At 44.0% G+C, this 26088-nt stretch carries 23 protein-coding genes, 1 other RNA gene, 1 pseudogene and 1 riboswitch; of the genes and pseudogenes, 22 read left to right on the top strand and 3 right to left on the bottom strand.

Features of this window, described 5'->3' with window-relative positions; all coding sequences use genetic code 11:
- Positions 1–120: 120 nt before the first annotated feature.
- Complete coding sequence (gene cbiD / locus DEAC_RS14085; RefSeq protein ID WP_047810699.1) at positions 121–1251, top strand: cobalt-precorrin-5B (C(1))-methyltransferase CbiD; 1131 nt, start codon at positions 121–123, stop codon at positions 1249–1251.
- A gap of 111 nt (positions 1252–1362) precedes the next feature.
- On the opposite strand, the gene DEAC_RS22300 is transcribed toward cbiD, so the two are convergent.
- Positions 1363–1791 (bottom strand): YtxH domain-containing protein, encoded by a 429-nt coding sequence (locus tag DEAC_RS22300; protein ID WP_053006443.1) that lies wholly within the window; start codon positions 1789–1791, stop codon positions 1363–1365.
- 350 nt (positions 1792–2141) lie between these two features.
- A riboswitch (cobalamin riboswitch) is annotated at positions 2142–2321 on the top strand.
- 133 nt (positions 2322–2454) lie between these two features.
- Here DEAC_RS22300 and DEAC_RS14095 point away from each other — a divergent pair.
- The 14 genes from DEAC_RS14095 to cobD all read left to right on the top strand — a co-directional run bounded on the left by DEAC_RS14095 (position 2455) and on the right by cobD (position 15670).
- Positions 2455–3696 carry a bifunctional cobalt-precorrin-7 (C(5))-methyltransferase/cobalt-precorrin-6B (C(15))-methyltransferase gene (locus DEAC_RS14095; RefSeq protein WP_047810700.1) on the top strand — a complete coding sequence of 414 codons (1242 nt, stop codon included), beginning with the start codon at positions 2455–2457 and terminating at the stop codon, positions 3694–3696.
- Complete coding sequence (gene cobI, locus DEAC_RS14100) at positions 3693–4424, top strand: precorrin-2 C(20)-methyltransferase (RefSeq protein ID WP_047810701.1); 732 nt, start codon at positions 3693–3695, stop codon at positions 4422–4424. Before DEAC_RS14095 ends, cobI begins: the two co-directional genes overlap by 4 nt.
- Entirely contained in the window at positions 4411–5199 is a 789-nt protein-coding gene (cobM, locus tag DEAC_RS14105; RefSeq protein ID WP_047810702.1) for a precorrin-4 C(11)-methyltransferase, read from the top strand. Before cobI ends, cobM begins: the two co-directional genes overlap by 14 nt.
- Positions 5196–6497, top strand: coding sequence for a cobalt-precorrin 5A hydrolase (locus DEAC_RS14110; RefSeq protein WP_047810703.1), 1302 nt, complete (start codon positions 5196–5198; stop codon positions 6495–6497). Before cobM ends, DEAC_RS14110 begins: the two co-directional genes overlap by 4 nt.
- Positions 6494–7183: a precorrin-3B C(17)-methyltransferase gene (gene cobJ, locus DEAC_RS14115; RefSeq protein WP_047810704.1), complete on the top strand. Its 690-nt coding sequence runs from the start codon at positions 6494–6496 to the stop codon at positions 7181–7183. Before DEAC_RS14110 ends, cobJ begins: the two co-directional genes overlap by 4 nt.
- A gap of 11 nt (positions 7184–7194) precedes the next feature.
- On the top strand, positions 7195–7962 hold the full coding sequence (gene cobK, locus DEAC_RS14120) for a precorrin-6A reductase (RefSeq protein ID WP_242847163.1): 768 nt from the start codon (positions 7195–7197) through the stop codon (positions 7960–7962).
- Positions 7959–8324, top strand: coding sequence for a sirohydrochlorin chelatase (locus DEAC_RS14125; RefSeq protein ID WP_047810706.1), 366 nt, complete (start codon positions 7959–7961; stop codon positions 8322–8324). Before cobK ends, DEAC_RS14125 begins: the two co-directional genes overlap by 4 nt.
- Entirely contained in the window at positions 8321–8965 is a 645-nt protein-coding gene (locus DEAC_RS14130) for a precorrin-8X methylmutase (protein ID WP_047810707.1), read from the top strand. Before DEAC_RS14125 ends, DEAC_RS14130 begins: the two co-directional genes overlap by 4 nt.
- 67 nt (positions 8966–9032) lie before the next feature.
- Positions 9033–10610: a cobyric acid synthase gene (locus tag DEAC_RS14135; RefSeq protein WP_047810737.1), complete on the top strand. Its 1578-nt coding sequence runs from the start codon at positions 9033–9035 to the stop codon at positions 10608–10610.
- Positions 10611–10620: 10 nt separating this feature from the next.
- Positions 10621–11580: an adenosylcobinamide-phosphate synthase CbiB gene (gene cbiB, locus DEAC_RS14140; RefSeq protein ID WP_047810708.1), complete on the top strand. Its 960-nt coding sequence runs from the start codon at positions 10621–10623 to the stop codon at positions 11578–11580.
- A 38-nt stretch (positions 11581–11618) separates the two neighbouring features.
- A complete protein-coding gene (locus DEAC_RS14145; RefSeq protein WP_047810709.1) occupies positions 11619–13112 on the top strand; it encodes a cobyrinic acid a,c-diamide synthase CobB in 1494 nt (497 codons plus the stop codon).
- A 5-nt stretch (positions 13113–13117) separates the two neighbouring features.
- Positions 13118–13675: a cob(I)yrinic acid a,c-diamide adenosyltransferase gene (locus DEAC_RS14150; protein WP_047810738.1), complete on the top strand. Its 558-nt coding sequence runs from the start codon at positions 13118–13120 to the stop codon at positions 13673–13675.
- Positions 13675–14592 carry a GHMP family kinase ATP-binding protein gene (locus DEAC_RS14155; RefSeq protein ID WP_047810710.1) on the top strand — a complete coding sequence of 306 codons (918 nt, stop codon included), beginning with the start codon at positions 13675–13677 and terminating at the stop codon, positions 14590–14592. Before DEAC_RS14150 ends, DEAC_RS14155 begins: the two co-directional genes overlap by 1 nt.
- Positions 14582–15670, top strand: coding sequence for a threonine-phosphate decarboxylase CobD (gene cobD / locus DEAC_RS14160; protein WP_242847164.1), 1089 nt, complete (start codon positions 14582–14584; stop codon positions 15668–15670). Before DEAC_RS14155 ends, cobD begins: the two co-directional genes overlap by 11 nt.
- A 320-nt stretch (positions 15671–15990) precedes the next feature.
- On the opposite strand, the gene DEAC_RS14165 is transcribed toward cobD, so the two are convergent.
- A complete protein-coding gene (locus DEAC_RS14165; protein WP_047810711.1) occupies positions 15991–16587 on the bottom strand; it encodes a class I SAM-dependent methyltransferase in 597 nt (198 codons plus the stop codon).
- Between the two features lie 86 nt (positions 16588–16673).
- Positions 16674–17066, bottom strand: a complete 393-nt coding sequence (locus DEAC_RS14170; protein ID WP_047810712.1) for an Rrf2 family transcriptional regulator — start codon at positions 17064–17066, stop codon at positions 16674–16676.
- A gap of 317 nt (positions 17067–17383) precedes the next feature.
- On the opposite strand from DEAC_RS14170, the gene ssrA reads away from it, so the two are divergent.
- The 7 genes and pseudogenes from ssrA to DEAC_RS14190 all read left to right on the top strand — a co-directional run.
- Positions 17384–17735: a transfer-messenger RNA gene (gene ssrA, locus DEAC_RS22815) on the top strand.
- 453 nt (positions 17736–18188) lie between these two features.
- Positions 18189–18302, top strand: a pseudogene (locus DEAC_RS24960) (hypothetical protein); the annotation flags it as partial.
- A 171-nt stretch (positions 18303–18473) separates the two neighbouring features.
- Complete coding sequence (locus DEAC_RS14175) at positions 18474–18893, top strand: hypothetical protein (RefSeq protein ID WP_047810713.1); 420 nt, start codon at positions 18474–18476, stop codon at positions 18891–18893.
- A gap of 12 nt (positions 18894–18905) precedes the next feature.
- Positions 18906–20360 (top strand): DUF5724 domain-containing protein, encoded by a 1455-nt coding sequence (locus DEAC_RS22305; protein ID WP_053006445.1) that lies wholly within the window; start codon positions 18906–18908, stop codon positions 20358–20360.
- Positions 20335–23604: a DUF5724 domain-containing protein gene (locus tag DEAC_RS14180; protein ID WP_486598912.1), complete on the top strand. Its 3270-nt coding sequence runs from the start codon at positions 20335–20337 to the stop codon at positions 23602–23604. Before DEAC_RS22305 ends, DEAC_RS14180 begins: the two co-directional genes overlap by 26 nt.
- A 1291-nt stretch (positions 23605–24895) precedes the next feature.
- Complete coding sequence (locus DEAC_RS14185) at positions 24896–25114, top strand: hypothetical protein (RefSeq protein WP_047810714.1); 219 nt, start codon at positions 24896–24898, stop codon at positions 25112–25114.
- A 170-nt stretch (positions 25115–25284) separates the two neighbouring features.
- On the top strand, positions 25285–26088 hold an 804-nt coding region (locus DEAC_RS14190; RefSeq protein WP_047810715.1), incomplete at its 3' end, for an IS110 family transposase.

Genomic DNA, 26088 nt, shown 5'->3' on the forward strand with positions numbered 1-26088 from the left:
GAATGCCGCCCGTCAAATCATTGCCGAACACTAGTTCTAAATATCTACTTGTTGTGGTAAAATAAGCGCAGTGGGATAAAAAGTTTCTGAAATTTTAATAATTTATACTAGGAGATAACTATGGCGCGAAATAAAGATCGACATACCTGGCGCGAGGGATATACAACAGGCAGCTGTGCTGCCGGTGCTGCCAAAGCAGCTTGTCTTCTCCTGCGTGGAGATTGTTTGCCGGAACGAATCGAGATACCTTTGCCCAATCAAGCACATTTAGGGATGCTGATCCATTCCGGAAGCCTTGACAATTCAAGGGCAACAGCAAGTATTATCAAAGATGCCGGAGATGATGCCGATGTAACGGACGGCTTAGAGATTCGTGTCTTCGTACGCATGCTTTCGGCTCAAGGAGAGGTTCATATTCGGGGTGGACAAGGTGTGGGCACAGTTACTAAAAAAGGTTTGGATCAACCTGCAGGTGAAAAGGCTATTAACTCGGTCCCCAGACGAATGATACGCGAAGCAGTACGGGAAGTTTTTTCTCAGGAAGAACTTGAAATCACTATTGAAGTTCCGGGTGGTGAAGAGACTGCTAAACGCACTTTAAACCCCCGTTTGGGAATTATGGGCGGGATTTCAATTCTGGGAACGAGTGGAATCGTTCGTCCCATGTCCGAAGAAGCCTTCAAAACCTCAATTTTACCGGAGTTAGACCAAGCAGTGGCCTACGGGCATAAAGCAATTGTTTTAACTCCAGGACATTATGGATTTCGTGTGGCGACAGAAGGCTTTGATGTTCCCACAGAAGCCGTTATTCAAATGAGCAATTTTGTCGGTTATCTTTTGGAAGAAGCTGTTTACCGGGGTATTGAAGATGTCGTTTTATTGGGCCACATCGGCAAATTGATTAAAGTTTCGGGAGGTATCTTCCACACACATAATCGTGTGGCTGATGCGCGAACGGAAATTTTACTGGCTCATGCTGCACTTTACGGAATTAAGGCTGAAACCTTAAGAGCGTTGGCAGAGTTTCCCACAACGGAGGGAGCTGCTCTAGAACTTTTAAACCTTGGTCACCAAGCATTGCTGCATCATTTAGCTCATTTGGCCGGCGAACGGGCACAAGCTTTTACGTTTGGCCGTCTTCGAGTGGGAGCCATCATGACCTTACTAAATGGTCAGCCCGTTGGCTGGGATATGAATGCCCGAGAGATCGTTGAAAAACAGCATTGGAAGTGGAATGTTGGTAAGCCTTAAGGGCTTGAGAGTAAAGACGTTTATTCACTTTGTTAAGAGAAGCCCTAAAATCGTGTGCTCGATTTTAGGGCTTCTTGATTATTATGGAATCTACGTAAGGATTTGTGTATATTAGGGCAGTGTATCAATATCATCTTGAATTGAAGTTTCAACAGTTGGCGACTCAGAAGAGTACGTAACATCTTCAGCTTCAGATTCGGATTCTGAGTCCACCTGAACATCTACCGCAGAAGAGCGAGCAATGTCAATGGAATTTAATTTTTTGGGTTTCAAATCCTGCCAGAGGACTTGAAGATCTTCTTTAATTTTCTTCCCCTTATCGAGCAGGTTAGAGCCTGTTTCTTTTAAAGCCTCTGTTTGCTGAACTGTGCAGTCTTGAACTTGCTCGGCAAGATTTCCTGCCTTTGTTTGAATATCCTTACGTAATGCTTCCCCGCTCTTTGGTGAGACCATTAAACCGACAAAGGCGCCGGCCACTCCGCCAACAAGCGCCGCTATGGCGACTGAGCCGATACTCGCAGTTTTTTTACCTTCGGGCATATTATCATAAACTCCTTTCTTTGCACTTTATGCAAAATATCTTATTCTTTAAGAGTCAGTGAAGTGTCAAATAAATTATGGTATAATATAGAGCAAATGGATAATAAGGGTATACCCTTAACAAGAGAATTTTTTTCAACTGCTTAAATTGGCTTAAAACTAATTGCTAACATTGCCTAATTAAGAAATAAACTATAAAATAGATTTTAATCAATGAAAATGGAAAAAATCAGTATAAATTATTTTGAAAAGAGGAATTTTGCTAATACTTATAGAATACTCAGATAATCAGATGACATGATATAATAAAACATCTATTTTTTAATGAAACATCATTTAGGGTTTATAATTTTATAACAAATACTTAAGGTTCCTCAGTCAACGAGGATCTAAAAGGGGAAGCCGGTGAAAATCCGGCGCGGTCCCGCCACTGTGAACAAGGAGTTCTCTTCCATTCCTTTAACCGTTTTGAATAAAGGAAGAGGATGATGATTTGAAGTCAGAAAACCTTCCTTAAGTAATTCACGGTCCTACGAGCGATAGGAGATGTGTGTGTTTATTAAGGATAAACCATACGAGCCGCTCAGGCTCTTTTTTAATTGTTCCAAAGTTCCAAGGCAGGTTTCGGCCGAACGTTAGTCAACCATGGAAGAAGGGTAATCAATGTTAAAGGTAATTGGAATCGGGCCCGGAAGAACAGAATGGCTGCCGCCGGCCGTTAGAGATTTGGCTATGAACTGTGACGTTTTAATTGGAGGATCTAGAGCTCTCAAGCTTTTTCCTGATTTCTTGGGTGATCAACACTGTTTAACAGGAGACCTTAAGGCCAGCCTTGAGGTCATTAGAACGGCCTTATTGGCTAAGAAAGATATCGGCGTTCTTGTCTCGGGTGATCCAGGTTTTTTCAGCCTTTTGCCCCGACTAAAAAAAGAATTTCCAGGGGAGCAAATCGATGTCTACCCCGGTATCAGTTCTCTTCAATTTGCCTTTGCCCGGGCAGGACTCCCTTGGCAAGAGGCTGATTTTGTAAGTGTCCACGGACGAGATCTATCAGTACTTCCTACTCAAATAAGGCATCTGACGGGAGTATTAACCGGAGGGACGAACACTCCGCAAAGAGTCGCCCAATTTTATCTTGATCTTGGACAAAATCCGAATATTTCAGTGGGGAATGCATTAGCTTACCCCGAAGAGCTATGGCAAACTATGGATGCCAATCATTTGGCTCAAGAAGCTGTTCCCTTGAAGAATGCAATTCTTATTTTGCATCCGGAGCTGACTTCGGTGATCGACGATCAGGCAAAGAATTCAGCGAATAACGTACGCGGAGGACGAATAGGGATACCGGATCAGGAATTTTTGCGGGGAAACGTTCCTATGACCAAGTCAGAGATTCGAGTTCAAGTACTCGCTAAAGCTCAAATTAGCAGATCTGACAGTATTGTTGATATTGGGGCGGGTACTGGGAGTATTAGTATTGAAGCTGCCGGCTTAGTTCCGGAGGGAGTTGTCTATGCCATTGAACATAATCCCGAAGCTCAAGCCTTGATTCTTGCTAATCAGGAGAAGTTTGGCGTTTCTAATCTTCATTTGATTCCCGGAAGCGCACCCGATGTTTTTCCGGAACTTCCGCCGGTTAATGTCTGTATCATTGGAGGAAGTAAAGGGCGGCTGGAGGATATTTTGTTAAACGTGCCGCTCCTTGAAGACGGAAGGATTGTCATTACAGCCGTTACTCTTGAAACGATTTCTCAGGGCGTAAAATTACTCTCTGAACTGGATTATCAGGATATAGAAATTGTTTCTCTTCAAGCTGTCCGCTGGCAGCCTGTTCATAATCTGCATATGGCCCAAGCCTTAAATCCTGTCTTTATATTATCTGCACGAAAAGGGGTAAGATCATGACAACAACATGGGGTAAATTTTATGGAGTCGGAGTCGGGCCAGGTGATCCTCGCCTCTTAACTCTGCAAGCTGTTGAAGTTCTGCAAACAGTAGATTTGGTGGCTATTCCCAAATCGAAAATGGAGAGGGAAAGTGTTGCTTGGGACATTGCTAAAGTCCACTGTCCTGCTAATGCGCGTTTGCTGGAATTGGAAATGCCCATGACGGCTGATCAGGAAGTTTTAGCCAAGGCCTGGCGAGACGGAGCAGAAATGCTCTTACAGGAGCTGAAGCAGGGCAAATCTATCGCCTTTATTACGTTAGGCGATCCCTCCTTATATAGTACTTACAGTTATCTGCTGAACCTTCTCCAAGAGCAATTACCGTCCGAATTAATTACGACTGTTCCTGGTATTACAGCCATGGCAGCTGCGGCCGCGAAAATCAATTTGCCGCTTGCTACGGGAGATGAGCCCTTAGTGGTCCTGCCGAGTACGGAAGACGTTGGCCAATATCTTGATTTTCCTAATTTGGTATTGATGAAAGTTTCGCGCAGGCTTCCGGAAATTCTCAACCTTCTCCAAGAGCGTGATCGAAAAGCTGTTTTACTCACACGTTTAGGTCAGTCCGGGGAGCAAATCTGCTGGGAACCGAAACCGGAAGATTTCCAATCCACTAAGATCGATTACCTTAGTCTGCTCCTGGTGAAAAAGAATTTATTAGGGAGGGAAAACGGTGAGCGAAAATAAACTAAAGGGAGAAGTTATCTTTGTGGGTGCGGGTCCGGGAGATCCGGAACTGATCACCATCAAAGGGTCCCGGGCTTTGGAGAGAGCAGATCGGGTCATTTACGCCGGCTCTTTAGTCAACCCGGATTTGCTTAATCTCTGCCGGCCGGGAACGCCTTGCCACGACAGTGCCTCCTTGACTCTGGAAGAGGTGGCCGCTTTAATGCTCGAAGGCACAAAAAAAGGAGAAACTATTGTACGTCTCCATACGGGAGACCCGAGTATGTACGGTGCAATCAAAGAACAATTCGATCGCTTAGACCAAGAAGGAATTTCTTATTCTGTGGTTCCGGGAGTCAGCTCAGTTTTTGCTGCTGCGGCGGCGGTCAAACGGGAGTTCACCCTGCCTGATATCAGCCAAACGTTGATTCTTACTCGTTTGGCCGGACGGACACCCGTGCCGGACAGGGAAGCTTTAACCCATTTAGCGCAGCACCAATCCAGCATGGCGATTTTTCTAAGCGTGCAAGATATGGGGTCTGTTGTCGAAGCCTTACTTGAGGGAGGGTACCCTGTCTCCACTCCTATCGCTGTAGTTGCTAAAGCCAGCTGGCCGGACGAAGAAATAGTCGTTGGAACGTTGGAAACGATTGCCGATAAAGTAAATGCTGCCGGAATTCGCAAGCAAGCTCAAATTCTTGTGGGAGATTTTCTGGATCCGGCAGGAGGATATGCCCGTTCCAAGCTTTATGACCCAACGTTTACTCATGAATTCAGACAGGGAAAAGAGACGTGAAAATAGCGTTACTGGCTCTAACAGATCGAGGCTTGGCAACGGCCTTGCACATTGGGGAGAATCTTCCTGCTTCAGCAATACCGACCTACTGTCTTCATGAAAAGGCGCTCTCAGCCGGCGCTGAAATAATCCCCGAGACTATCTCTTTACAACCCTTTCAGCGTTTAGGTGATCTCCTGCCAATCTTATGGCGGGATTGTTCAGTACTTATCTTCATCATGGCCTCAGGCATTGTGGTCCGGCAGATCGCTCCACTCATCGACCGGAAGGACCGGGACCCCGCCGTACTGGTTTTAGACGAGGCAGGAAATTTCGTGATTCCCTTGCTTTCCGGTCATTTAGGGGGAGCGAACGCCTGGGCTAGAGACATCGCCCAGCATCTCCAAGCCCAGGCGGTTATTACCACTGCCACAGACGGCCGGGGAATTACGGCACCTGATGAATATGCTCGAAGGTTTGGCTGGAAGGTTGAACCAATTGACCATTTGCCCGTCGTTAACCGGTTGCTTTTGGAGCGAGGTTATCTTAACGTACTTAAATCAGATAACATTTCGATTGATCAACGTTGGTTGGATGATCCTCACTATTGTTTTAGAGATTGTCTAAGAAGATTCGCTAAATCTACGATTGGGTCGGATAATCCTATAGATGCCAAGGATGTTAAGGACATTAAGGATATAAAGGATATTAAAAACGCTGAGGATACTGAGGATACTGAGGATACTGAGGATACTAAGGATACTAAGATTACTGGGGTCGCTGAGAGCTTCAATATATCTCAAGAAACAGCTCTGCATGAATTTCAAAATAACCCAAACGTAATTATTGATGCTTTTCCCCGCGGCGATACTAAAAAAGATTGTATTTATTTAATTCCTCCGGTCTTAAGTGTGGGGGTCGGATGTCGCCGGGGAATTTCCAGTAACGTGGTTTTAGATGCAATCACCTCAGTTCTGGATCAAATTGGGGCCTCATTAAAGGCCATATCCGGTCTTTATAGCATCGATTTAAAAGCTGAAGAAGCAGGTTTGCAGGAAGCGGCTAAATTCCTCGGGGTTCCCTTCCAAACCTTTTCGGCCGATGAACTTCAAGCAGTAAATAGCCAAGAAAATTTAACGCGCTCAAACTTTGTAAAAGAAAAGATAGGAGTGGACGGAGTATGCGAAGCAGCGAGTATCCTGGGAGCACACAAGGGGCACCTGATTCTGCCCAAGACCAAGGGGCAGGGAGTCACGGTGGCCATCAGCATAGCAAGCTCTATGTCGTGGGGCTTGGCCCCGGAGACCCCGAGCATATGACAGCACGGGTCCAATCTGTACTAAACGAGGTTGAATACATTGTAGGCTACAAAACTTACATTGAGTTAATTCGCCCTTTTTTAACTCATCAGGAAGTCGTTGCCACAGGCATGCGGCAGGAAATTGATCGCTGCCGGGAAGCGATTCGCTTGGCGGGAGAAGGACATCGCGTTGCCGTTGTAAGCAGCGGTGATGCCGGCGTCTACGGGATGGCCGGAATTATTATTGAATGTATGGAACAGGCGGGGCTTTTGGACCTGCCTCTGGAGATCATCCCGGGTGTTACGGCGGCTTCGGCGGCAGCATCCATGCTTGGTGCACCGTTAATGCATGATTTTGCTGTTATCAGTTTGAGTGATTTGCTTACCCCTTGGGAAGTCATTGAAAAACGAGTTCGTTTAGCCGCTGAAGCGGATTTCATTTTTGCAATTTATAATCCGAAAAGTCAAGGTCGTACCCAGCACATTGAAACAGTCCGGGAAATCCTTCTGCAATATCGCCGGCCGGATACTCCCGTCGGCCTTGTTCGTGAAGCCTTACGGGGTGACGAATCCAGTGTTCTGATTACGAACCTTAATGAATTTACAAATTACCCCATCGATATGCTGACGACGGTCATCGTTGGAAATTCCCAAACCCGGATTGTGGGACCTTACATGGTTACTCCTCGAGGTTATAAGCTGTGAGGCTTTTTGTCTTGGCAGGAACGGAGGATGGACGAAACCTGGCTGAAACCTTAAAGACTCGGGGACATGAGGTTTTAGTGTCGACACTAACTGCTTACGGTGCAGATTTAGCTGCAGAATCTGGGCTGGACGCCCGTTCAGGAGCTATAAATGCCAAGCAGCTTACAGACCTTCTGCGCAGCGGATCTTATTCTGCTCTCGTCGATGCCACTCATCCTTATGCCATACAAGTCAAGGAAACAGCCCAATTCGTTTGTTCTGAACTAAAAATACCCTATCTGCGCTGGGAGCGTTTACCACTGGAACTTGAGGATCATCCTCTGATTCATTGGGCCGAGGATGTCCCAGATGCGGCTCAAAAGGCCGCTGACCTGGGGGAACGCATCTTGCTTACCACCGGGAGCAATTCCTTGCCGGAGTGGAGGGCGCAGTCCTGTTTTAACAATAAAAGCCTTTTTATTCGTGTCTTGCCGACATCTCAAGTTTTAACACGCTGTGAAAACTTAGGCTTCAAACCCAATCAGATCATTGCTGCTCAAGGGCCGTTTTCTCAAGCCTGGGACGAAGCCATGTACCAACAGTTGAAGATCGATGCTGTAGTTGCTAAGGAAAGCGGCAAAGTTGGAGGAACCTTGGAAAAAGTACATGCCTGCCGCAGGCTGAATATTCCTTTAGTCTTATTAAAGAGGCCGCCGGCGAATTTAAATAATCCAGATATCCAAACAATAGTGGCTCATTCAATACCGCAATTTCTTAAACAAATGGAGGAACTCTTATGAAAACTGAGATCATTCTTTTAGGACATGGCAGCCGACGTGCTGAGGCGAATCAAGGTCTTTTAGTAGTTGCTGAAAAAGTAAGCTCATTGCTTGGCCAACACGTTACGCCAGCTTATATGGCTCACGATAAGCCCAGCCTTCCTGAAGCAGTGGCGGAGAAAATCAAGGAAGGCGCCTCACGAATTATTATCATGCCGCTATTTCTCTTTCGCGGGATTCATGTCACCGTCGATATTCACGAAGAACTGCGCGAACTTCGCGAACAACATCCCGATGTTGAGATCGTCTATACCAGAGAATTAGGAGCAGATGACGGGATTGCCGGCTTGGCCTCTGAACGCATCAAGGAGGCAATGGGATGACAGAGTTTATTTTGGATCCCCAACAAATTGAAGCCAAAAGCATGAGTATCATTCGCTCCGGTCTCACCCGCAACTGGCTGGAAAAAGAGTATCCCGTCGTGGAACGCTTAATTCATACGAGTGGGGATCCATCGTTGGAACAGGTTATTGCCATCCATCCCCAAGCCATTGATTGCGGGCTTCAAGCTCTGAAAAACGGATCGAGGGTTATTACGGACGTGGAAATGGTACGCGCCGGCATAGCTAAAGAGAAACTCAAATCGTTAGGCGGAAGCGTTGAGTGTTATCTAAATGCACCGGAAATTGCTCAACAGGCCAAAGAATGGGGAATTACCCGTTCTATGACCGCCTTTCGGATGCATCCCGAGCGCTTGCAGGGGGCCATAATTGCTGTCGGCAATGCTCCTACAGCCCTGTTGGAGGTTCTTCGGCTAGCCGAGGATCCCGAAACACGTCCAGCTTTAATCATTGGCATTCCAGTCGGCTTTGTCGGTGCCAAGGAATCTAAAGATTTGCTTTGGCAGCACCAAGAAATCCCTTCAATCACTGTTCTGGGAACCCGCGGGGGAAGCCCTCTGGCGGCAACCGTGGTTAATGCCTTGATATATACTGCTTTGCGGAAGGTAAATGAGATAACGTGAAATAAACACCACCTTAGAAAAGAGGGTGAGGATATTGTCTCCAGAGAAACAAACAGCGGCCAGGCTCATGGTCCAGGGAACCTCCTCCAGCGTGGGGAAAAGCGTGTTAGCGGCTGCTTTCTGCCGGATCTTTTATCAAGAAGGTTATCGGGTGAGCCCCTTTAAAGCCCAAAACATGGCACTTAATTCCTTTGTTACCGCAGCAGGGGGAGAAATGGGGCGGGCGCAGGTGGTTCAGGCCCAAGCGGCTGGAGTCGATCCTGATGTGCGCATGAATCCGATTTTATTGAAACCCAGCGGACCCAAAGGTTCTCAAGTCGTCATTATGGGAGTATCCCAAGGAAATGTGACGGCTCTGCGTTATCACGGGGAATACCAGCGTTTGACTTGGCCTCATGCCCAAAAAGCTCTGCATGAATTACTCAATGACTATGAAATTGTTGTCATCGAAGGGGCAGGAAGCCCGGCGGAAGTAAACCTTAAATCCAATGACATTGTGAACATGCGCGTAGCCATGGAGGCGAAAGCCCCTGTCCTGTTAGTAGCCGACATCGACCGCGGCGGAGCTTTGGCCTCTGTGGTGGGGACGTTGGAATTAATTGAACCGGAAGAACGAGCTTTGATTAAGGGAATTATCTTCAATAAATTCCGGGGGGAACTGGCTCTTCTTCAGCCGGCCCTGGATTTCATTGAAGAAAGAACAGGGATACCTGTTGTCGGTGTTGTTCCTTATTTTAAAATACGCATTCCCGATGAAGATTCCGTCGCCATCAGCGAGGCGGCTGAAAAGCCTGCCATGTCCAGCGCAGATCAACTGGATATTGCAGTTATTCGCTTGCCCTATATTTCTAACTTCACTGATTTCGATGCTTTGCAGGATGAGCCTGATGTTTCCGTCCGTTATATTACGGAACTCGACAATTTAGGGCACCCGGATTTAATTATTATTCCCGGCAGTAAAAATACCCTCGCAGATTTGCGCTTTTTACATGAAAGCGGTCTGGGAAATCAGATTTTTGAGTTCTGGAAAGAGGATCTGCCCATCATCGGAATCTGTGGAGGCTACCAAATGATGGGGCGTTTGGTGAAGGACCCTCTCCATACGGAATCCGATTTGGAAGAAGTGTCGGGACTGAGAATTCTCCCTATGGTTACCGAATTTTATCCTCAAAAACATACGGTCCAGAGTAAAGGGACCATCCAATCCACAAGAAGCTTTTTCCAAGGGTGTACCGGGGAGTCTGTGGCAGGTTATGAGATTCATATGGGACGTTCCATACTTGATGAAGGCCAGGAACCGCTTTTTGAGTTAACGTCGAACGGGGTATCCTATCCGGACGGATTACAGGCAGGGAACGGGTACGGAACATATTTACACGGGATCTTTGACAATGATCATTTAAGAACGTCTCTTTTGAATTGGCTTTGGCAGCGCAAAGACCGCACGCGCCCCTGCACAGCAACTCAGTCTCAGGCAGCCCTGAGGGAATCGGCTTTTAATGAATTAGCTGATCTCGTACGTCAAAGCGTTGATCTTGAACGTATCCGCAGGATGATGGGACTGCCGCAAAATGACGATCCTGAGATTACAACTCCTGCTAAGGTATCTGTAATTGATCAATCATCATCTCAAGGAAATAGCTAGGAGAAGGATAATGACAGCAATTCCTTATCTAACGCTTACGGTTTTTCTCGGGTTTGTTTGCGATCAAATAATTGGTGACCCGTCAAATTGGCCTCATCCTGTGGTGATGATCGGCAAAATTATAGCCTTTTTAGAAGGAAAGCTTAATCATGGGCCAGGAAACTCAAGACGAAGGAAAGGCGTTTTGCTCACAGTTTTAGTTGTAAGCGGGAGCTATCTTGTGACATGGGCCATTATTTACGGAGCAAAGACGATCCATCCTATCCTAGGCTTTATCATCAGCGCCTATTTTATCTTTACAACATTGGCAGGCAAATCTCTCCCAGATGCAGGACAAAGTGTTCTAAAGCCCTTAGAGCAAAGGAATATGGAAGAGGCTCGAGTCAAACTTTCCTGGTTTGTCAGCCGTGATACATCCAATCTCAGCGAAAAGGACATTGTCCGGGGTACGCTGGAAACCCTGGCTGAAAACTTCGTCGATGGAATTCTCTCGCCGCTTTTTTACGCGGCACTGGGAGGGGCTCCTCTGGCAATGGCTTTTAAAGCGGTCAGCACTTTGGATTCTATGGTTGGTTACCGCAATGAACAGTATGAAGATTTTGGCTGGTTTTCAGCCCGCACGGATGATTGGGCCAATTATATCCCGGCACGTTTATCTGTATTCTTCCTGCTCTTAGCAGGATGGTTCCAAAGACTTCCCGTCAGACGGGCCTATAAAATTTGGCGGCGAGATGCCTCAGGCCATCCGAGCCCTAATGGCGGAAATCCGGAAAGCATTGTGGCCGGATTATTGGGAGTTCAGCTTGGCGGCATCAATATCTATCACGGCCGCCCTCACCACCGCGCAGAAATGGGAGACGTCTTGCATGATTCGAACTTCAAAGACATTATCCTTTGTCAAAAGCTGATCAGATTAGCGACTTGGCTGTCCTTGCTTCCGGCACTGGGTTTAACTTATTGGTTACGTTAACGGAAATATTAGAATTAATCATAAAGGGGGGCGGTGACGTGAAGATTCCTCGCCTTGTTCTGGCAGGCACACACAGCGGCGTGGGCAAAACTACTCTGGCAACAGGATTAATGGCAGCGTTACATAAACGCCAGCGTCCGATTCAAGGGTATAAGGTCGGACCCGATTATATTGATCCTAGTTATCATGCAGCTGCGACCGGGAGAGCATCACGCAATCTTGACCGTTGGCTGCTGGGAGACCGTCTTCCTTCGGTTTTTCTGCAAAGTTCACAGGACCGCTGGGCAGTGATCGAAGGTGTCATGGGAATGTTCGACGGCATGAGCGGAACTGCCGGTTTTGGCAGTACCGCCGATGTGGCGAAGCTCCTCAAAGCTCCGATAATACTGATTGTTGATGCTTCTTCCATGTCCCGAAGCGCAGCAGCTTTGGTGCATGGATTCAAAACCTATGATCCTGAGGTGAGTCTTCAAGGTGTCATTCTCAATCGCGTTAAGTCACCGGCCCAGGAAAAAATAATCCGAGAAGCCCTTTTAGAACTTGAAATTCCTGTACTTGGAGTCCTGCCGAAAGAAACATCACTTCACCTGCCGGAGAGACATTTGGGCTTAATTCCTGTTGGAGAAGGGGGCTTACTGGAAGGATTCATTGAGTCCCTCGCTGAATTTATGCAAAAGTACCTTGATCTTGAGCAGATCGAAAAAATCATGCTTCAGGCACCTGATTTCCTGGAAATCACACAATCTGACAATAATATTTACAATGATGATTTATCCTCTGGTTTAAATCCTGGTATTGAGGACTTAAACCATATCGACATTTTTAAGAATAATAATCTGAAACAGGGTGAGTCTGGATGTGCAAATCGTAGGGGTGACTTATTAGACCTTAAGGCTTCCGACCATAAATTTCGTTTGGGGCTAGCTTGGGATGAGGCTTTCTTATTTTATTACCAAGATGCATTGGATCTTGCCGAAGGTTTGAACTGTTCGCTCATACCTTTTAGCCCTTTGCACGATCTGGCTCTGCCGGATGACCTGGATGGAATCTTTCTCGGAGGTGGCTTCCCTGAGCTGCACCTCCAAGAGTTGAGTGATAATATTTCCTTTCTTGACTCCCTGCGCGGCTTTGCAGCAAAGGGAAAATCCATTTATGCGGAATGCGGCGGCTATATGTACTTAGGGAAATCAATCACAAGTTTTGAAGGAAAAGAACTTCCCATGGCTGGTCTCATTCCTATGAAAGCAGAAATGACGAAACGCTTGCAAGGTATAGGTTATCGCAGAGGCGTTTTCAGAGAAGATAATTTCCTTGGGCCCAGGGGAACCGTGGTTCGGGGCCACGAATTCCATTACTCACGAGTTATCTATGAATCAGAAGTTCCGGCGGTTTACGAACTGTTTAAAGGAGAACAACCGGATCGCCTGGAGGGATATATGCGGAACAATCTTGTGGCTTCTTACCTTCATCTCAACTTTGCCGGACAGCCTGAATTAATGCAGCATTGGTTTACCTCTCAATGGAGGGGATGATTAAAATGATTACTGTCTACACAGGTCAGGGCAAAGGGAAAACCACCTCAGCGATCGGGGACGCCTTATTAGCCTATTCCGAAGGTAAAAAGGTGCTTATGGTACAATTTCTTAAGGGGAGTACGTATAGCGGCGAGCTTATGGCACTTAATCGGTTGGGAATTCCCCTTGTTCAGTTCGGTGTAGGATGTCGTTGGTCGGGAATGATTCGTACCGGACTGAAACATTGTACAGGATGTGGTGAATGCTTTCGCCAAAATCGCGACCCGGAGATCGCCAATGATCTTGTCAATATGGCCTGCGAATATGTCATCAAAGAAGCTAAGAGCAACAGCTATGACCTCATTATTTTAGATGAAGTCAGTCATGCTCTTAATAAAGGTTTTTTGAGCTTCAAGCGACTGCAGGAACTTCTTTCAGCTAACACTCTTATACGCTGGATTCTAACAGGCAGGGGAATGCCCGAAGCAATAGAACCTTGGGTAGATTCCTGGTGGGACTTAAACTCGGTAAAGCATCCTTTTGCTCAAGGGGTACACAGTCGTAGGGGGATTGAATATTAATGAATTTCTCGGTCGGTTTAGCCCGGTGTCCGGGAACATGCGGGGAATGGGTACAAGGGGCTCACGGCGGAGTTCCATTTCTTGTCGATTGTCCCATCGATCGCTTTGCGGAGATTAAAGTGACCCTTAACCCGCACGGCGGCCAATGGGATCTCCCTCAGCATAAAACGAAAGTTCTTCAGGTCCTGGAATTGCTCAAGGAAGATTTGGGCTTGCAAACGTTAGGGGGACAAGTCGAATTTCTTCAACAGCTTCCGGAAGGGAAAGGAATGGCCAGTTCAACGGCCGATATTTCAGCTGCTGCCGCCGCTCTTTTATTGGCCTTAGATCAAAATCCTGCTCCAGAGCAAGTGATGAAATTAGCTTTGCGCATAGAGCCAAGTGACAGTGTGATGTTTCCCGGAATTACTGCACTTGAACATGTTCAAAGACATAACTATCGCTTTCTGGGATCTTCCATACCCGCCTTGTTTTTAGCTCTGGATTGGGGCGGTTCAATCGATACTAAAGCCTTTAATGCCCGCCCGGGACTTGGAGGACATTACCGTCGTTTTGAAGGTGCGATTCAAAGAGCCTACAAATTAGCTTTGGAAGGAATTGAGCAGGGGGATATTGAAAAATTAGCTATATCCGGGACAATAAGTGCTCAATGCAATCTTGAGATAAATCCCAAACCTCAATTTAAACCGTTTCTTGATTGGGTTCTGCAAAACGGTGGCTTAGGCGTAGTAACAGCTCACAGCGGAACGTTGCTGGCCGGAGTTTTCCCAGCCACAGAATCTGTTGAACGGGCACTACGCAGCCATCTGCAGCGTGAGGTTCAGCAGCGATTCAATCCTGTTTATCTCGATGTCTTTAACAGCCATCCTGGAGGAATTATAACCAAGAATTTAAAGTATAGAGAAAATGCGGGGTGACATCATCGTGCACGGCGGAAATCTTAGAAAAGCACAGGAAAACTATGGCTTACATGACTTTATAGATTTGTCGGCAAATATTAATCCCTTTGGACCTCCACAAGGCGTTTGGGAGTCTTTGAACGAAAGTCTCAAGGAAATTGTAAGTTATCCTGATCCTGAATGTTTGGCCTTGAGAACAGCCCTTGCAAGTCATTTAGAACTTCCTCTTGAAGAAATAATGGTCGGTAACGGTGCCGGTGAATTAATCTTTACTATTGTAAATGCCCTAAAGCCACGCAAAGTAGCTATACCGCTGCCCACCTTTAGCGAATACGAACGAGCAGCTCGATCGGTGGGAGCTGAGGTGTGTTATATCACTTTGGGAGCAGAGGGCTGGAACGGCTGCCATTTAACAAAAGAACAATGGGCCGAAACGTTAAAGGACTGTGATCTTTTATTTCTATGTTCTCCTCATAACCCTACCGGAAGTGTCTTACAACGGGATTCCTTTGCACAAATCCTTAAGCTTTGCGCAGAGATGGATTGTAAAATTCTTTTCGATGAGTCCTTTTTCGATTTTTTACCTCCCGGGCAGTACACATCTGCTCGCTCTTATTTAAGAACTTATAAACATCTTATTGTCTTATATTCCTTAACAAAGTTCTACAGCATCCCCGGATTGCGTTTAGGGGCTGCTTTTGCAGATCGATCATTGTTAACCCAATTTGAAGGATTTCGCGATCCCTGGTCGGTTAATGTCCTTGCTCAAAAGGCCGGGATTTCGGCACTTAAGGATCAGAAGTATTCAGACGAAGTACGAAATAAGATCGAAGCAAGCCGATCCTATTTTTATCACGAATTTGAAGCGGCTTGCTTCAATTATCTGCGGATTTATCCCTCGGCAGTGAATTTTGCTTTGCTTAAGGTTCTGGACTCTTCCATTTCTGAATTAATTCCCTATCTTGGGAAGAGAGGAATTCTTGTACGTGATTGCCGCAATTTTTCCGGTTTGCAGGGGGATTTTATGAGAGTTGCCATTAAGGATATCCCGGCTATGCAGAACTTGATTGAAGCTCTTAAAGGTTTTTACCTATAGTTAAAGGATTTCTTTGATAGGAGTACCTCATCATCAATTTCTGAAGTTCGCCGAATAACATCAATTTGAGCCAATGAGAAGTGAGAAAATCCTTCTTTTCATTGGCTTCTTTTATTTTTTGCCGCCAAGATATTTTGATCCAAACTTCGATTTGATGATCTCAGAGCTTGATCGTGCTACGAGATTATCACAGAATTTCTCTCGCTTGCCCAAGCAAAAAGAATTGATTTTAACATAGGTCGTATAAAATAAGGATAAGGGGTTTTTATTAAGCCGGCATAAGCTATTAATCCGAAGATTATTAATTTGTTTCCATTTGATTATTTTTTAACTGCTAAAACAGTATATATAGCATCATTAATCTTAGTCTTCTCTAGAATGTCAAATCCAATTGATGACAATGCTTTTTCGAGTTCCGTTGAACCAATACGAATGGGCATTGGAGGACCTTCTATTAGTAAGTCGTCCTTTTCATACTCCAGACATAACAAGTGCCCTCCTGCTTTTAATACCTCAAATATATTTGTGAGTGCTTTTGTTAGTGAACTTACTTCGTGGAGGATTAGGGATGCCATAACAAAATCAATGCTGTTATTTTGAATGCTTAAGTTTTCAATATAATCTTGAATCAGTTCAATATTAGTCAGTCCTTTTTCCTTAGCCTTTTCTTCTATGACGCTGAGCATACGCCTATCGGGATCCATAGCGTACACTTTACTAGATGTATTTTCTGCCATAGGAATTGTAAAAAAACCTGAGCCAGCACCGACGTCGAGTAGAGTATAATCTTTTTGAATTGGCATTTGGCTAATAAGTGCTTCAGGTGGTATGAGCTGCTCCCTTTGCCTACTATCTAAAAAGGCAATTTTGCTCAAAAATTTTTGATCCAGTTCGTTGTGATGATGCATGTGATTCATAATAAAACCTCCAATAAAATATAATGTAGACTGTAAATATCTATAATTATGCTAAAAAAGTGAGCAGTTAAAACTGCCTACTCTTCTTAACTCATTTTTAAGACAACGTCGAAAATACGTTGTTTTTTAAGATGGTTCTGCATTTTCTCTTCGGCGTCTCTCATAACCTTTTCTATGTGACAAGTTCGATTCTCGTCCATTTCACAAGTGAAAAGTGCCCCGCTGCCTTCAATGGCTTGAATGACATCGAAAAAACTTATTTCGGTCTTGGGCTTCCTGAGACTATAGCCTCCATTTACTCCTGGTGTAGACTGAATAAGGTCAGCCTTGACTAATTGAGTGAGTATCTTGGACAGGTAGGTAGGTGATATATTCATGTGACTAGCTAAAGGTTGAAGGCTTAAATTGTCTTTGCCTTCTTGCCTAATGAAATAGGCTATTATATGCAAAGCATAATTTGTTGCTTTTGTATACTTCATAGCAGCTCCTCTATAAAGATATTGTAGACTGTATTTGTCTGCGATTATACATAATGGGTTTTGTTTTGTCAATAAGAATTTTTAAGCGATTATGGGTTAGTTTAACGATAACCATCAAAAAATGCTGGGCTTCAGGAGCATGTTAAAAAGTGTTTGGGTATGACATGACTGCAACAGATTTTTACTACGGAACGTTTTGGCGTTTGCTGGTTAAAACAATAAATATATTATAATTGAACAAAAATAATAAAAAATCCATTAACATCCAGTTGGCATTATATTTTAATATGTTATACTGTGCGAGTACCATTTCAAACGGGGACGTTATAGACTCGCTCGGGGAAGCGGTGACAAAAGTTGCGCGTCGAGATTCCACCTGGTCTCGTTAAACGGTGGACCAAAATAGTTAACGAAAATAATTTCGCTCTAGCAGCTTAATTGCCGCCAGCATCCTGCCTTCAAGACCTACGGTGAAGGGTCAGGGTGTCAAATTAGTAGGACGCTCTAACAATAATGCTCGAAGTTGTTAGCTAAGATTATCGAGCTAGCCTGAGATGAATCTTAGCCTTTAGGAGTCATGAATGGCGAAACTTAAATTTAAGGACACACGCGTAGACGCTTTTGTGGTTGCTCTTCGATACAGGGGTGCAAGTCCCCTCGTCTCCTCCATAATTTACCAATTATGATAAACAATTTACTCGCGGCAATACCCACTAATTTTCGAAACGAAAAGATATGCTTCTTTTTGAAGTATGATAATTTATGCTTCCTTAAAAATTACATATATCTCTGAAGAAATCCTCACAGGAAACTTGCCTGTGAGGATTTTTAATCCATTATCTTTACGGTTTGACTATAACTTAAAGTTGGTAAGAAGTCGAGATCAGCTGTAGCTGCCCCTTTTCCGTTGCAAATTTACGTAATGACTGGAATGGTATTAGCGACTATACTAAAATAAGGTAATTACATCTTTCTTAATGTGGTAAGACGATTTTCCCGTACCATAAATCACATTGACGTAAGTTAATCTATTCGGTGGTTGCTGGGGTAAATGGTAACATCTGTACTGATTGAATCCATATGGTGAGTGGGATGCTGTTTTTCGCCTAAGGAAGGAAACGTTTTCTCGCTTTACAGGGAATCTCATTATGTATTGAAGCTTTGGAACGGTTTGTAGAGTGTGAACCCTTGTATCTGGTACACGAGAGTGTGTTTCCGTTTAACTTTAGAGAGTGATCTGGTTGATTAAATCAGCTAAATCAGCTGATATTTTATTCTGTATGTGGAACTGTATATGAAGAATGAATACCGATATTTCCTTGAATTAAGGAAGATTATTAATGGTGTATGATCTATATGCCAAATTACCATCATGAAGTATAGGAAAATCGGCAGAGGGGTGAAGAGATGAAAGTTTATGTTTCAGTGAAACAGGCAGGAAAACGTAAAGATTACATCACGAAAAAAGAGCTGGTTTTGGCCGGCGCCCCGCCTTGCTTAAGAGAGCTTTTGTCTGAGATTGTCCAGTTTAATGTGACTGAATATAATAACAAAGCAGATGGGTCGTGGATCCTGAAATATCTTTCTGCGGAAGAGACAGAGAATCAGGCGAAAACGGGGAAGGTTAGCTTCGACGTACTAAAGAATCCTCAGAAAGTTGACGAGGTGGAAGCAATCGAAACAGCTATTCAGGCTTTTGAAGATGGCATTTATCGGGTATTTATAGGCGATAATGAAGTGTCATCCCTTGAGGAAAAGCTTTCCTTAAAAGAGGGAGATCTGTTGACATTTATCCGGTTTACTATGCTTGCCGGCAGAATGGGGTGAGGTGATTTAAGAATGTTTTACTTTAGCAACAATAAAATAAAGCAAAATTATCTTTCTAGAATTGCCGATAAACTTGACTTATTTTCCGGTCGTAATGCGGGAATCCTGGCAGTTGTCTTGAAGAGTTTCCAAGTCGGGGGAGCGGGATATTCCGAATCCGTAAGAAAACGGAATGAACTTTGTATCCAATTATGGCCAGCGGGCAGTAAGCACATGGCCAGTGTATTCTCAGGTTCTGAGTTCGAGGTATTAGTTGCGCTCTTAGGAAAGGAATGGGCGGAGAAATTTAAAAAGATCTGGGACAGAAGCCATGATTACATATATCCGACTGGATACGATCGACGTTCTTTTAGAACTAAGTTAATCGAAACGTTATATCTCTCAAATTCGATTTTTAAGCTGGATGCCATGATTGATCTAGTCGCTAACGACTTTAGCTATGAGAGTTATTTTAAGCAGAAAGATAATCCCTTTGTCAATAATCCGGTCCTTCCGGACCTTTTAGCTCTGGAAATTGATGAAGGAAACGAGTTGGTGCAAAAGTGGCTTCAGGACATTGTCTATGGAGATAACAACACAGGGCTGATTACGCATGCCATGATTAAAGGCCTTCTCATGAGTAATAGTAGTGAAGCTCATAAATGGGTCGGGGATTTGCTCCTTGCGGCAAAATTGCAGGAGGGGTTGCGCCAGGCAATCGTGGAATGTATGGACGAGGGTTCGCGGGAAGGCTTTGTGTATTTGCTAAAACTTATCCTGGATCATAATCTTGCCCGCTTCTCGTCCGTTGCCCGAGCCCTTGATGTCTGGACGGGCTTGGGTATTTCGGCCCAGAAACCAGCAGTGCTCAATAAATGCCTTGAAACCGCCTACCGTTGCCTGACAGAAGATGCTTTTGCCGATGAATGCATAAACGGCAATGATTCTTTGCTTATTTATATGGGGCTATGGTCGAAGGCTTTTGGAGAGGTAGCGTCTACAGAGAGCATTTTAAAGCATCTCCTGGCTCAAGCAGAGAAATATAAAAGAATGGTGGCTCTCTTTTTCCTGAGACAGATTAAATTCCCTCTCTTTCAGCATCGGCTTGCCGCTCCATTGTTGGAGGACTCGGATAAAGAGGTCAAATGTTGGGTTCTCGGCAATCTTTTCCCCGATGCCAACCGGACCTTCCTAAGACCGGAATTAAGGAACGGACTTGCCAAATACAAGACAGAGAAGGTCATTGGTAGCCCGAAGGAATTGTTTCTTAAACTCAAAAACATGCTGGATCATCTCCAGAGCAAAGAATTGATCTTTCATGAGAGTATTTTTCCGTGGTGTCGGATCAGTACATCGTCGGACGATATTATTGTTAAGATGCTTATTAGCATAACCCTCGATGACGAAGTGACGGCGGAAAAATGCTATTTCCATCCTACTACGTCAGACTCCTCAAGCGTTGTTGGAGAGCATCCGACACCTTGGTGAGGAGAAAAACGAGGATAAACACCTTGCCGCTTTGGATATGATTGGGATGGTTGAAAATGACTCCAAATATGAGAAAATCCGGACGGAATGCCGGCAGATAGCCGCCACGCTGGCCGGAACATCGCAAAAGACCAAGGTCTTGGCGGAAAAGATCATCTGCAATGATAAAGAGAATTATACACTGGCTAATGGTTTGGGGCTCTTTGATCCAATCCGAGAAATCCCTCTGCCGGAAATAAGATCTCCCAAAGATTTTTCCGCCCGGGAAATTCTATCTTTAAACACGAATGAAATTGCGCAGGTTCTGCATGTTTTTAGCGATCTGGTTGATCGACATAAGGATTATGAATATGAGGTTGAGGAATGGAATGGCTCTTTTACTAAAGTGGTGCTTGGTGGACAGCATACCATCAGAACCTTAAAAAACTATAGAAACAGAAAGCTGACCCTTGATGATTATCCCTTGCCGGAGGTGTGGCGGGGGGCTGTCAAAGAAATTAATCTGACAGTTCAAAAGTTAATTGAAATACTTTTCTACTTTGATGTAAAACAATTTACGTTTGGATCGGGTAAGCAAGAGTGGTATAAAGACCTTATGACACGATTGTTCTCCATCAATCATACGGAATTAGAGGCTGTTTTTAAGAAAACTCCTTACATTTCTCATATACGAAGCGCTTTTTCAGCTTTAATTAACGAGTTTCCACGTGAGGATATATTCGCACTCTGCCGTGACATAGCAGCCTATATTTATCAGGAGACACCGGTTCATCTTTTTGCAGAAGACTATGAAAAGCTTAATAAGCAAGTTCATCACTTTGGAAGGCACACTTCCTGTCTAGTCGACGCTAAAGAGTTCTCTTTCTGGCACCGAAATTTACAAGCGAGCATTTATGATGAGCAAAGCTTCAAGGAAGGTTTTCTTATCAGGTATGCCTTGTACAAAGCCTCCAAGTATAAATCACACGCTTCTCTACAACTAGCTGATTTTGAAAGGGCCTTCAATTTAGGGTTAGTAGATGAAAATGAATTGTTCGCCGAGCTATGTGGCAGACCTTTAAGCTCGGAAAATTTAAAACTTCTCAGCAATCCTAAACGACACGGACACAATGACCTGGTTGATTGTCAAACGATTAATGAAACCGGTCGCAAGGTAATTGACAGGATAGTTGAGATTGAAGTCAGGCGAGGAGATATGACCACAGAGGTTAGCCATCTGGCCGCTAAAATTGATAAATTCTCTGGAACTAAATTTTTTGTGGACATACTGGTTGGAGCAGAGAAGGATACCTATGTGCGCGGGTACGTTTTCGCCAGTGAAAACAGTACTAAAAAGCAAATATTCAGCCACCTATTAAAATGCTGCTATTTGGCGGACGGCGAGGATGAGAACACCCTGCGTGAGTTGCTTAAGGGTGTTAGGGTTACTGAAAAGCAGTTGATTGATGCGGCAATGTATTCGCCGCAATGGGTGGATCTTGTGGAAAAATACCTTGCCTGGCCGGGGCTCAAATCCGCCTGTTGGTATTTTCACGCCCATGTCAATGAAACCTTTTCAGCGGATAAGGAAACCATCGTCGCCCGCTATTCCCCGGTATCCCCTCAGGATTTTAAAGATGGGGCCTTTGATATCTCTTGGTTTAAAGAGGCTTATTCTACTTTGGGGGAAAAGCGTTTTAATATAGTTTATGATAGCGCGAAATATATCGCCGGGGGCGGCTTACATAAACGCGCCCAACTTTTTGCCGATGCAGTGCTGGGTAAGCTTGATCTCCAACAAGCCGAAAACATGATCCATGAAAAACGCAACAAGGATTATGTCCTCTGTTACGGGCTGATCCCCCTCGGGAATGAACCAATGGAAGTGCTGCACAGATATGAATTTCTGCAGGCTTTTCTGAAAGAGAGTAAGCAGTTTGGAGCGCAGCGGCGCGAAAGTGAAGGCAAAGCAGTTGCGATTGCTTTGGAGAATTTGGCGAGGAACGCTGGTTTCGGTGATGTTGCTCGATTTACCTGGTCGATGGAAACGGAAAAAATGAAATCCATCGCACCATATTTGCAGACCGTATCGGTTGGGGAATTTGATTTAAAAATCGGAATTGACGAACTAGGCAGAGCCTCAGTAGTAGCTGTCAAAGGCAGCAAAGTGTTAAAGGATGTTCCTTCCAAATTAAAGGGTAATGAATATATCAAGGAGATAAAAGCCGTTCAGAAATCCCTTAAGGATCAACACGCCCGGGCGAGGGTATCATTGGAAAAGGCGATGGAAAGTGGAGATGCGTTTACCATTAACGAACTGCAAAACCTTGCGCAAAATCCTGTGATCTATCCTCTATTGAAAAATCTCGTTTTCAAGAGCGGCGATCATCTAGGCTATTTCAGAGAGCAGGCACTTGTTGATGCCAAAAACAAATACTATAAACTTAAACCTAAAGATAACTGTCTGATCGCTCACCCTGTTCACCTATATGCAGGCGGGGAATGGTCGGCCTATCAGAGGGGAATTTTTGACCGCGAGATTGCCCAGCCGTTTAAGCAGGTATTTAGGGAATTGTACAGACCAAATATGGATGAGATTGAAGCCAGAACCATCTCCCATAGATATGACGGACATCAGATTCAGCCGAAAAAGGCGGCCGCGCTTCTAAAGACCAGGGGTTGGTCGGTGAGTTATGATGAAGGATTGCAAAAAGTGTTATACAAGGAAAACATCATAGCCCAAATTTATGCCATGGCCGACTGGTTCTCTCCGGCTGAAGTTGAGTCCCCAACAATTGAAGGAGTGGTATTCCGGGACCGAAAAACCGGAAAAGGTTTAACGATTACGGATATTCCAGAAGTTATTTTTTCCGAGATTATGCGCGATATCGATTTGGTTGTCAGCGTTGCTCATGTTGGTGGGGTTGATCCAGAAGCGAGTTTATCCACCATCGAAATGCGTACGGTGATTGTAGTGGAAATGTTGAGATTGCTTAAACTGACCAATGTGGAACTGAAAGGCGCTCATGCATTTATTAAGGGTATGCTTGGACAATATACCGTCCACCTTGGTAGCGCTGTTGCGCACAAGATGGCAAGTGGAGCTATGCACATCCTCCCGGTTTACTCTCAGCATAAAGGAAGAATCTTTCTCCCCTTTATCGATGATGATCCAAAAACTGCCGAGATAATCTCCAAAATTATTTTCCTGGCTGAGGATAATAAAATAAAGGATCCCAATATTCTGCATCAGATTGTAGACTGAGAAGAGTGATTTTATAGTTGCAATCTTTATTTGTCGGGTAACTTGAGGTTTTAGCGTTACTCCCGTGGCCTATAAGCCAATGGAAGAGATAATAAGCAACATTGTCGATACAGTTGAAATTGTTGATGTTATTAAGCCGTTATACAATTTTAAGGCAGAAGAGTAATTTTGAATCTAACTTGAGATAGGTTAACGGCACCGAACTTCATTAAGTTCATATACTAGCATCCTGTGTTTTTACACTAATTAACTAATTATAAATAACCCTCCCTTTCATGAATGGTAATTGCTTATCATTTGTTTTATGCCAAAGCTACAAGTTATTTTCAACGGGAGCATCCAGCATTTAAAAAAAGATGCTAGCCCCCTAAGAAAGATGATGAAAATTTGACATACAGGGTTTTTAAAAGTGTCATTTCGCCTCCACTAATAAATACCAATAATAGAAAATAATAAATGTGACTTAAACCATAAAATTTCCGTTTGGAAAAGATATGCTTCTAATTTCGTATGGAAAAGTTATGGTTCCCAATTATGGTCTGCTTTTTAGGAAAATATCTAATTTTATCATACTTATGCTTTTCCATTTATAAGGTGATGTTCCTTTTGGAGTTGGAAAATAATATTATCCTTTTAATTAAGTACAATGAAACTCAGGCAATTTGCTTGAGTTTTTTGGTGTGGATTATTAATATGACCAACATGTAGGTTAGAGGTTTGTTTAAATAAAGTAGGAATAACTACAAATCACTTCATCCTATTAGTGCAGAATCAGGTTTGCCATGAATTATTGTTACATAATATTTGACCGTTGGATATGGTGTAATTGAAGTTGACGAGGCTTAATTTGGATAATCTTTACTGCGACTATTATAATGTCTCTAAATCCCATAAGTGAAGGGTTAAGGATGATTTCAATTATTTTTATAGGGCAAAATTGGTTCAGGATGGATATTGACTACAGGACGTTCTTGCCGTTCTAGTATTATTATTTTCTGGAACTCGTATTTGTAGCAGGAATATTTAGGAAATTTGTAGAATTTTAAACGAGAGCCGTTCAAGACGTGTCAACCCCTTAACCGTATGCAGCACCACCTTCAATGCGAGGATTGTTGAGGAATGGCAAAGTATCCTTTATCGGACCCAATTTCAAAATAAAGGTAAATATCTCATTATTGGAAAATGAATTGTAGTCTAAATACCGCGTATGTAATTGATGGGTGGAAGATTAATATCCTAAACACTAAGGGGTAATGTCAGTGAGTACAGAAAGTAAATTTTTGGTTCTTGTATGAATAGAAAAGAGTTAAGAAATTTACTAAAGATAAAAGGAGTACCTGAATATTACTATAATCTTGATGAAGTTGGAGAGACTGATCAAAAAGTATGTCTTGGAATTGATAATCAAGGATGGATTGTTTATTACAGCGAGCGTGGGAATAAGTTTGATTTATTGACGTTTTCTACTGAGGATGAGGCTTGTAAAGATATTTTAAAAAGACTTACATAAACTAGCTTTCCTATGTGGACAAAGAGACTTGACGTAACGTTCTTTATAGGACTCAAGGAGCATTCCTGTAGTAGGAAAAAATGAGCTTTGTCAAAAAGAAGACCTCACGTTACAATTTGAAAGGACTGTTGGCCAACAGAATCCAATCAAAATAACGGAGGTCATCCCAAATGAATTTTACACAAAACGAGAAACTAAAGCAACTTTCTGAAAGAAGTATTGTTATCGGAGTGGACATCGCCAGCGAGCTTCATTACGCCAGGGCTTTCGACTGGCGAGGAGTAGAGCTGGGCAAAGTATTCAAGTTTGAAAACAGTGCTGAAGGATTCAGGGATTTCTATGCATGGATTGAACGTTTAAAAGGTCAAGCACAAAAGGACTGCATAGTGGTAGGCGCAGAGCCAACCGGCCATTACTGGTTCGGCCTGGCATCATATCTAAAAGAGCAAAGCATTAAGCTAGTCCTCGTAAACCCATTCCATGTAAAGCGTAGTAAGGAGCTTGATGACAACCACCCCAGCAAAACGGATGCTAAGGACCCCAAAACAATTGCTAAGCTGGTCATCGAGGGGAGATACAATGAGCCCTATATCCCGGAGGGGATCTATGCAGAACTGCGAATAGCGATGGCTTGCAGAATGCGCATCCAAAAGGAAATGAGCAGTATAAAAAATCGCATTCAGAGGTGGCTGAAAATCTACTTTCCCGAGCATGAAACGGTGTTTGGAAAGTTTGATGCGACAAGTAGCATGCTGGTTCTGCAAGTTGCCCCGCAACCTAGGGATATCAAAAGACTTGGAGTAGAAGGAATAAACCGAATTTGGAGAGACAACAAGTTGAGAGCAGTCGGAATGAAAAGGGCTAAGAGCCTGTATGAAGCTGCTCAGAAGAGCATTGGTTGCACCGAAGGAGAGTCTTGTTCCCGAATGGAAATTCAGCTATTACTCCAAGACTATCACACTAAAACAGCACAA

Origin of the sequence: Desulfosporosinus acididurans (assembly GCF_001029285.1) — a bacterium.
Taxonomy (GTDB): domain Bacteria; phylum Bacillota; class Desulfitobacteriia; order Desulfitobacteriales; family Desulfitobacteriaceae; genus Desulfosporosinus; species Desulfosporosinus acididurans.

What these genes read in the sequence shown, in the direction of transcription:
- cbiD (WP_047810699.1), top strand. Translation starts at nt 121, where the DNA reads ATGGCGCGAAATAAAGATCGACATACCTGGCGCGAGGGATATACAACA.
- DEAC_RS22300 (WP_053006443.1), bottom strand. Translation starts at nt 1,791, where the DNA reads ATGCCCGAAGGTAAAAAAACTGCGAGTATCGGCTCAGTCGCCATAGCG.
- DEAC_RS14095 (WP_047810700.1), top strand. Translation starts at nt 2,455, where the DNA reads ATGTTAAAGGTAATTGGAATCGGGCCCGGAAGAACAGAATGGCTGCCG.
- cobI (WP_047810701.1), top strand. Translation starts at nt 3,693, where the DNA reads ATGACAACAACATGGGGTAAATTTTATGGAGTCGGAGTCGGGCCAGGT.
- cobJ (WP_047810704.1), top strand. Translation starts at nt 6,494, where the DNA reads ATGACAGCACGGGTCCAATCTGTACTAAACGAGGTTGAATACATTGTA.
- DEAC_RS14125 (WP_047810706.1), top strand. Translation starts at nt 7,959, where the DNA reads ATGAAAACTGAGATCATTCTTTTAGGACATGGCAGCCGACGTGCTGAG.
- DEAC_RS14130 (WP_047810707.1), top strand. Translation starts at nt 8,321, where the DNA reads ATGACAGAGTTTATTTTGGATCCCCAACAAATTGAAGCCAAAAGCATG.
- DEAC_RS14135 (WP_047810737.1), top strand. Translation starts at nt 9,033, where the DNA reads ATGGTCCAGGGAACCTCCTCCAGCGTGGGGAAAAGCGTGTTAGCGGCT.
- cbiB (WP_047810708.1), top strand. Translation starts at nt 10,621, where the DNA reads ATGACAGCAATTCCTTATCTAACGCTTACGGTTTTTCTCGGGTTTGTT.
- DEAC_RS14150 (WP_047810738.1), top strand. Translation starts at nt 13,118, where the DNA reads ATGATTACTGTCTACACAGGTCAGGGCAAAGGGAAAACCACCTCAGCG.
- DEAC_RS14155 (WP_047810710.1), top strand. Translation starts at nt 13,675, where the DNA reads ATGAATTTCTCGGTCGGTTTAGCCCGGTGTCCGGGAACATGCGGGGAA.
- cobD (WP_242847164.1), top strand. Translation starts at nt 14,582, where the DNA reads ATGCGGGGTGACATCATCGTGCACGGCGGAAATCTTAGAAAAGCACAG.
- DEAC_RS14165 (WP_047810711.1), bottom strand. Translation starts at nt 16,587, where the DNA reads ATGAATCACATGCATCATCACAACGAACTGGATCAAAAATTTTTGAGC.
- DEAC_RS14170 (WP_047810712.1), bottom strand. Translation starts at nt 17,066, where the DNA reads ATGAAGTATACAAAAGCAACAAATTATGCTTTGCATATAATAGCCTAT.
- DEAC_RS14175 (WP_047810713.1), top strand. Translation starts at nt 18,474, where the DNA reads ATGAAAGTTTATGTTTCAGTGAAACAGGCAGGAAAACGTAAAGATTAC.
- DEAC_RS22305 (WP_053006445.1), top strand. Translation starts at nt 18,906, where the DNA reads ATGTTTTACTTTAGCAACAATAAAATAAAGCAAAATTATCTTTCTAGA.
- DEAC_RS14185 (WP_047810714.1), top strand. Translation starts at nt 24,896, where the DNA reads ATGAATAGAAAAGAGTTAAGAAATTTACTAAAGATAAAAGGAGTACCT.